Source organism: Desulfobacula sp. (genome assembly GCF_014237455.1).
Lineage (GTDB): Bacteria > Desulfobacterota > Desulfobacteria > Desulfobacterales > Desulfobacteraceae > Desulfobacula.
Window position 1 is genome coordinate 26,167 of record NZ_JABZFL010000078.1, and the last position, 7,289, is coordinate 33,455.

The 7,289-nt window shown below is 40.7% G+C and carries 7 protein-coding genes; 3 read left to right on the plus strand and 4 right to left on the minus strand.

What is annotated here, in order from left to right:
• Nucleotides 1-660 (plus strand): Crp/Fnr family transcriptional regulator, encoded by a 660-nt coding sequence (locus HGJ91_RS11660; RefSeq protein WP_291347934.1) that lies wholly within the window; start codon nt 1-3, stop codon nt 658-660.
• On the opposite strand, the gene HGJ91_RS11665 is transcribed toward HGJ91_RS11660, so the two are convergent.
• A complete protein-coding gene (locus HGJ91_RS11665; RefSeq protein ID WP_291347935.1) occupies nt 661-2,112 on the minus strand; it encodes a TrkH family potassium uptake protein in 1,452 nt (483 codons plus the stop codon).
• Nucleotides 2,112-3,476, minus strand: a complete 1,365-nt coding sequence (gene trkA, locus HGJ91_RS11670; RefSeq protein WP_291347936.1) for a Trk system potassium transporter TrkA — start codon at nt 3,474-3,476, stop codon at nt 2,112-2,114. The genes HGJ91_RS11665 and trkA overlap by 1 nt, the downstream gene beginning before the upstream one ends.
• Before the next feature lie 256 nt (nt 3,477-3,732).
• Between trkA and gdhA the strand changes: the two genes are divergently transcribed.
• Nucleotides 3,733-5,073: an NADP-specific glutamate dehydrogenase gene (gdhA, locus tag HGJ91_RS11675; protein WP_291347937.1), complete on the plus strand. Its 1,341-nt coding sequence runs from the start codon at nt 3,733-3,735 to the stop codon at nt 5,071-5,073.
• Between the two features lie 98 nt (nt 5,074-5,171).
• Here gdhA and HGJ91_RS11680 read toward each other — a convergent pair whose 3' ends face one another.
• Together HGJ91_RS11680 and HGJ91_RS11685 are read right to left on the minus strand one after the other, a co-directional pair.
• Nucleotides 5,172-5,456 carry a CopG family antitoxin gene (locus HGJ91_RS11680; protein WP_291347938.1) on the minus strand — a complete coding sequence of 95 codons (285 nt, stop codon included), beginning with the start codon at nt 5,454-5,456 and terminating at the stop codon, nt 5,172-5,174.
• Nucleotides 5,449-5,817: a toxin gene (locus tag HGJ91_RS11685; RefSeq protein WP_291347939.1), complete on the minus strand. Its 369-nt coding sequence runs from the start codon at nt 5,815-5,817 to the stop codon at nt 5,449-5,451. Before HGJ91_RS11685 ends, HGJ91_RS11680 begins: the two co-directional genes overlap by 8 nt.
• Nucleotides 5,818-5,894: 77 nt before the next feature.
• On the opposite strand from HGJ91_RS11685, the gene HGJ91_RS11690 reads away from it, so the two are divergent.
• A complete protein-coding gene (locus HGJ91_RS11690) occupies nt 5,895-7,043 on the plus strand; it encodes an XRE family transcriptional regulator (RefSeq protein ID WP_291347940.1) in 1,149 nt (382 codons plus the stop codon).
• Nucleotides 7,044-7,289 lie beyond the last annotated feature (246 nt).

Here is a 7,289-nt window from a genome sequence, read left to right on the forward strand (position 1 = left end):
ATGGTAAAAATAGAAGATTTAAAACGGATTAATCTATTAAAAGATATTCCGGATCATTTGCTGGGAATTATTGCCAGTGAAGCCCAGTTGAGTATTTTCGGCACAGATATACAATTAATAAGTCCCAATGAGAAAGTGGGTACGTTTTATATGCTGATAATGGGGCAGGTGGCCATTAAAATCGAACTGACACCTGAGATTGATGTTATTCTCGATTATATTCAGTCCGGGTCTTCTTTTGGTACTTGTGCACTTCTTAAAGGATCAACAGCCTCTTATTCTGCAGTTTGTCAGGAACCCTGCGAGATGATAACCCTTTCAGGCGAGAGGATGCTTCAATTGTTTGAAGAGAATCATGAGCTGGCATATCATGTGATGTCCGGTGCGGCAAAACAATATAAAAGACGCATGGGATTTCGGGCTCAGATGATTACGAAGACCTTGGGTAAAAATCCAGAGTTGAAAGAAGAGATCAAGGATATTAAAAGCATTCCCTTTTCAGATGAGAAAATACACCAATTGTTTGAAGAAGATTTTCAAGAGAATTTCCAAAAAGGGTACGCCTCGATGTTGGAAATCGTAGAGATTTTTAGATCAAGAATGGAAATGAATACCCGGGAGTTTTTACATTCTCTGGCAAAGCATCCTGGGATTATTTAATTATTTTTTCCAGAATTCAGGAACAAAGAGGATAATAACGGTATAAATTTCCAGCCTGCCCAACAGCATGCACCAGGCAAGCAGCCATTTTCCCATTACCGGAAGGTGGGCAAAATTTTCAGTGGGTCCTACACTTCCAAATCCCGGGCCGATATTTCCGATACAGGCCGCAACCGCACCCAAAGCCGTCATCATATCAACCCCCATACCGGCAAGAAGAAGACTTGACACAATAAAAAGACCGATATAAAGGGTCAAAAATCCCATGATGCTTCGCAGGACTTTATCCGGAATAACCGTATTGTTTATTTTTACATGACTGATGCTTCGCGGATGTATGATCTTAAATAATTCCCTGTAACAATATTTGTAACAGGCAATAATTCTGGCGCATTTCATTCCACCACCGGTAGACCCTGCAGAGGCGCCGATAAACATGCAGACGAACAGAATCACTTGGCTCAACCCTGGAAATTTTTCATAATCAGCCGTTGCAAATCCGGTGGTTGTCAGAATTGAGGTGATCTGAAAACTTGCAAACCTGAAGGCATCTTTAATGGAAGTGTAAACAGATCCATAAAGGTCCCATGTAACCAAAAGGGTCAACCCTAAGAGTAATCCAAGAAAAAAACGGCATTCCGTGTCTTCCCAGAAGGCAAGTGTTTTGCCGCGAAGCATCTGGTAATGAAGAGAAAAATTAATCCCGGCCAGGATCATGAATACCACAATAACATAATCAAAATAAGCACTGTTATAATGGGCAATGGAAGCATTTTTAGGAGAAAAACCACCGGTTGGCATGGTTGTAAACGCATGGCAGGCTGCCTCAAATAACGGCATGCCGCCACCCAGCAGAAAAATGATTTCAAGCAGGGTGAAAACCGCATATACACCCCATAAAATTTTTGCAGAATCACTCAACCTGGGAGCAAGTTTATCCGGCACAGGGCTTGGTACTTCCGCCTTATACAACTGGATACCGCCAACGCCTAAAAACGGCAGTATGGCAAGGGATAAGACAATAATTCCCATGCCGCCCAGCCATTGAATAAAGCTTCTCCAGAAAAGAAGGCTTTTTGTCGTTCCTTCAATTGTTGTCATTATCGATGACCCGGTTGTTGTAAATCCTGAAACCGATTCAAAAAATGCATCGGTAAAACTAGTGAATTCAGGGCTTAAATAAAAAGGCAGGGCACCAAAAAGGCCAATGCCTGTCCAGGCTAATGCAACAGCAGTCATCCCCTCTTTCTGGTTGATATAATCATCTCCGCTCTGTTTTTTTGACAGAAGGATCAGGATGAGTCCTGCCACCATGGTGATGACGATGGAGCGAATAAAGCTGTCCCTGGAAAGGTCATCATAATGGAGACTGACAAGTAAAGGGGCAGTCATGGAAAGCCCCAGAAAAAACAAAAGGATACCGATAATACGTGCGATAAACTGCCAGCGCATTAAAAGAAATCCAGTTTAACGGTCAAAAGCTTTTCAAGCTTTTTAACGGCATGTTTGACAGCAAACATGATGATTCGGTCCTCTGGTTTGACAACACTGTCCCCGGCCGGAATTATGATTTGTCCGTTTCTGATGATGCAGACAAGAATTGCACCTTTGGGGAAGGAAAGTTTTTTTAACGGCTTGTTAGTAATGTCAGACGTCTCAAGGGCAATGGCTTCAATGAATTCTCCTCTCTCACCAAAGATTGAAATGTCAGACAAGACCTTTCCTTTTCTGATATTTCGTAAAATTGAGCTGACAGCCGACAGCCTCGGGCTGACAACTTTCTCAATACCAATGGTGGCAAGCAGGGGAAAATAACTTGATTTCCCGATTCGGGTGATCGTATCATGAACCCCTAAATTTTTTGCCAGAAGGGAAACAAGGATATTGGTTTCATCATCATCGGTAACAGAAACAACAACATCACTTTGGCCTATATTTTCTTCAAGAAAGAGTTTCTGGTCAGATCCATCACCATGAAGAACAACGGCTTTATCTATTTGTTCAGACAGGTAATGACAGCGGTCAATGTCAGAGTCAATGATTTTTGTCTTGATCGAGTCTTTTTCAAGTCTTTTGGCCAGCCGTTCACCGATGCGTCCGCCACCGATAATAAAAACTCTTTGGACGGGCACAATTTTTTTGCCGAAAAGTTTGAGCATTTTTTCAAGCTTTTCGGTTTCACTTACAAAATAGATTAAATCCCCGGGTTCAACCTTGTTGCTTCCTCTTGGGACAATAACGTCATCATTTCTGATGATGGCGGCAATCAACGGCCGGTCCTCACCCAACCTGGAAGAAAAATCAACAAGTCTCATCCCTGCCATGGGAGAATGCTTGTCAAGCCTGATTCCGACATATTTTACCTGACCGTCAACAAAATCTCCTACATCAACGGCGCCTGGAACATCCATGAGTTTTTTGATGGTATTTACCACCTCAATTTCAGGATTAATCACAGTATCAATATGGGGGTTTTCTTTTTTCAACCGGTCATGATATGGATCAAAGTCAGCATTTCTGATCCGGGCAAATTTTTTGGTTGTGGGGGAAATCAAGTCGGTTATCAGACAGGCCACAAGATTTGTTTCGTCGCTGTCTGTTACTGCCAGAAGCATATCAGTCTCTTTAATACCGGCATCAATAAGAACCTTGGGATTGCTGCCGGATGCTGTAATAACCTGTATATCAAGGTTTTCGGAAAGACGTCGAATGGCATTCGCATCCTTATCAATGACAATGACCCGCTTGTTTTCAGAAGCCAGCCGACTGGCAATATGATACCCGACTTCTCCGGCCCCAACAATAATAATTTTCAAGTGTTATCTCCTGCTGCTCAATGATAAAGATTTGGAATATAACCTACTAAATCAGGAAAAGACTGTCAATAATATGGAAAAATCTAACGCTGTTATCTGTTTGTGTCGAATTAAAAATAAAAAAATAAAATCCAAAAACAATATTGCCAAAGTCATTAAAAAGGTTGATTATATAATAGACTCAATGATAAAAGGAATTCGCACAAATTGTGAAAAATCAAAATAACTTACAAAATAATTTAATGGGGAAAGATTTATGAGTGCTTATGCGAATAATGTTCTGGAAATGCTTAAGGGAAAATATCCTTGGGAAAAGGAATACATTCAATCAGTTTCAGAAGTGTTTAAATCCATCACACCGGTCCTGGACTCTAACAGGGAGTATCAAAGCAACCGGATACTTGAGCAACTGGTCGAACCGGACCGGTCCATCAGCTTCAGAGTACCATGGAAAGACGATCAGGGCCGGGTTCAGGTCAATACAGGGCATCGTGTTCAATTCAATAATGTGCTGGGACCCTATAAGGGAGGACTTCGATTCCATTCTTCGGTTACTTTGAGTATTATCAAATGTCTCGGGTTTGAGCAGATTTTTAAAAACGCATTAACCGGCTTGCGTATCGGCGGTGGGAAAGGTGGATCTGATTTCAATCCCCGGGGTAAATCAGACAATGAAATAATGAATTTCTGTCAGAGTTTCATGTTGGAATTGTCTCGGCATATCGGCGCAACCATTGATGTTCCGGCAGGTGATATCGGAGTGGGAGGACGCGAAATCGGTTATCTTTTCGGCATGTACCGCAGAATGAATAAATCTTTTGAAGGCGTTTTAACCGGCAAAGGCATTGCATGGGGAGGAAGCTATTTAAGGCCCGAAGCTACAGGATATGGTGTGGTTTATTTTGCCGAAGAAATGCTGAAAAATATTGATGATAATATGGATGGCAAGGTTGTCACGGTTTCCGGATTCGGCAATGTCTCCTGGGGCGTTGTAAAAAAAGTCAATGAGCTTGGCGGCAAGGTCATTACCCTTTCGGGGCCGGATGGATTCATCCATGATCCTGATGGGGTTACCGGCGAAAAAGTCGATTATATGCTGAAACTGCGGTTGAGTGGCAATGATGTTGTAAAAGATTATGCAGATCGTTTTAAAGTCAAGTTCTATCCGGGCGAACGACCCTGGGATATCCCGTGCGACATTGCATTCCCCTGTGCAACACAAAACGAACTTGAACTTGATGATGCAAAAAATCTGGTAAAAAACAAAGTTAAATACCTTGTCGAAGGAGCAAACCTGCCCGTGACTCTTGAGGGGATGGAATTTCTGGAAAATGCAGATATCATTTATGGTCCGGCAAAGGCATGCAATGCAGGAGGGGTTGCCTGCTCCTGCTTCGAAATGGCACAAAATGCCAATTTTATGAATTGGACAGAAGACGAGGTTGATAATAAACTTCACCAGGTGATGAAACATATCCATGACCAGTGTTATGAAGCATCTGCTGAGTTTAATAAAAAAGGCAATTATGTGTTTGGAGCAAATGTTGCAGGCTTCAGGCGTGTGGCAGATGCAATGATGGATCAGGGATTATCCTGATAAATTTTAGTTCTCAGGTTCCATACCGGAATTCTCCGGTATGGAACCAAACAATACGATATCATGAAAGAAAGTATGCAGAAAAATACCCTGGTTGTTTATGGGTTTACAGCATCTTTCAGAAAACCACTTGCATATTTATGAAGAATACTTCTGATTAACGTCTGGTAGGGGATACCTTCACGGGCTGCCCGTCTTTTTAAAGCGGCAAGATCATTGTCAGCGATCCTTATATTTATCTTTTGATTTTTTTTTATAGTATTTCGGGCAATAGCCTGAAAATCAATCCCGGGTTCAGAAGGCACAAGTTTGCCGCTTTCATAGGCCTCCAGAATTTCTGATTCATAATTATCAAGTATTATTTTATCTGTTTTTTTAGTCATTTTTTCCTCCAAGATATTTTTTTGTGGCTTTTCTGCTTGGAATGATTGTTTTAAGAAAAAAAATATTTTTGTCTATTACATATGGCACTAAATAGGCATATCCTCCAACATCAATTATCATAATTTTTTGATTTGGATATTTTTCTTTATTGGGATGCTCTGTGTTTATAACGATTGCCCCGGCTTCAATTCTTTGAACAATTTCCTCAAAAGTGATTCCTCTTTCTTTTGCAAGAATTTCATTTTTCTCTGCATTCCATTTAAAGCGTATCATGTTTGGAATATATGACAAAGCAGAGACGTTGTCAATTGAAATACTATCTAAAAAAGAGCAATGTATCTTGCTGTCATGGAAAAACATAAAAGAATAAATCAGTCTTTTTATCCAATAAAAAAATAAATATTGACACAAAAGGAATTATATGGTTTTTTATTCTCATGAAAACTGATATTCCAGATATCGGAAAAAATATTCGCTTCTTAAGACGGGCAAGAAACTGGACATTAATAGACCTTGCCAGGAAAATCCGTATCAGGGAAGGTCCTTTAGGGCGAATTGAGCTGGGTAAAAACGCTCCTTCCGCCCAGGTGATTTATAGTCTTTCCAGGGCACTGAATGTATCCACAGAAGTTTTGTTTGCCAAGGATGTTCACCAGATTGAATTAAAAACAAAGGATACAGACACTTCTTCCAACTTTATTGCCATCCACCCGGAACCGGATAAAATCCCAAAGCAATTATTGGCCGCAACCCATGATATTGTGGCAGGTTTTCATGCTCTTGAAGATATCTGCAGTGTTCCTAAACACGCCTGTCTGCCTTTATCTGTTCCGTTTAAACCGGATTACCGGGGAATGGAAAATCTTGCGTCTTCCATCAGACAATATTTTGGAATATATGATGGCGTGGTATTTGATTATTTTGAATTATTTGAAAATTTCGGATTGCGAGTTATTATTTTTCAATTTCCAAGAGACTCCAGGGATATGGCTTCTTTTTCTATTTATGAGCCGGTCTATCACAATGCGTTTTTCTTCCTGAATTCAAAAAACAATCCTGAAAAACAACTCTTTTCGTTAAGCTTTGAACTTGGCGCTCTCCTTATATCCAATCAATCCCGCCTGCAGAAAACAGATCTGTTTGAAAACCCGGATAATACAAAAGAATCAGAAAATTTAAGACCCATAAATCCCAGCCGCGCAGCCGGACGATTTGCCGCCACTTTTTTAATGCCGGAAACAGCCGTCCGTGCAAGCGTCAGCCAGCTCGGCATTACCCCGGATGACTGGTCCTGGGACCTTCTTTTAAGAATCAAGCACCGGTTTGGAGTATCAGCCCAAACCTTTCTTTACCGCCTTCATGAACTTGATCTGATCTCCTTCAAATTGAAAGACCAGTTGGATGCCGGGATAAAAGAGTTTTACGAGTCAACCGGTTTCCAGGAACCCGATTCAACAAGAAGATGCCTTACCCCCAACGGCCGGTTTTTTGATCTGCTGCTGACAGCAGAAAATACTAAAGAAGCAAAAAAAGAATTGATTCAAATACAGGATATTGAAAAGAAATATAAAATTGATAGGAAATAAGGAGAATTGACATTCATATAAAAGTTCATAGTTCATAACCAATGAAGAAAGACAAAATTTTCCACTTTTACCAGATGGAATGTGGGGAGGTTTTTTTTGATAGATAAATTCATAGCTCATCATCGTAGTTGTGATAAAAAAATTCAATCTGTCAGCGATCATTTGCAGGAGGTTTCTGTTATCTGCGGCAGGCTTGCTGGTAAAATAGGTGTGGCAGAAGCAGGGACTATTCTTGGATTATTGCAT